Source organism: Pseudomonas sp. PNPG3, from assembly GCF_023093815.1.
GTDB lineage: Bacteria > Pseudomonadota > Gammaproteobacteria > Pseudomonadales > Pseudomonadaceae > Aquipseudomonas > Aquipseudomonas asiatica.
Window position 1 is genome coordinate 1 of record NZ_JALLKV010000360.1, and the last position, 225, is coordinate 225.

Sequence of the window (225 nt, forward strand, 5' to 3'; positions counted from 1 at the left end):
GATCCTTACAACTTCTTGAAATTCATGCTGACGGGCCAGAGCTACAACTTCGGCAAGTGGTCAAGCAAGGCTTATGACCAAGCCGTTAACAAGTCACAAACCGCGACTGGCGCAAAGCGGCTCAGCTACCTCGTGCAAGCAGAGGAAGTTTTGACCAACCAGCAAGCTTTGACTCCGCTTTACCACATGGGCCAGGCCTGGCTTGTCCGGCCAACGGTTCACGGC

1 pseudogene is annotated in these 225 nt (G+C 54.2%); it reads left to right on the top strand.

Annotated features, from left to right (window positions below):
* A pseudogene (locus MJ643_RS31330) lies at window positions 1-225 on the top strand (hypothetical protein); the annotation flags it as partial.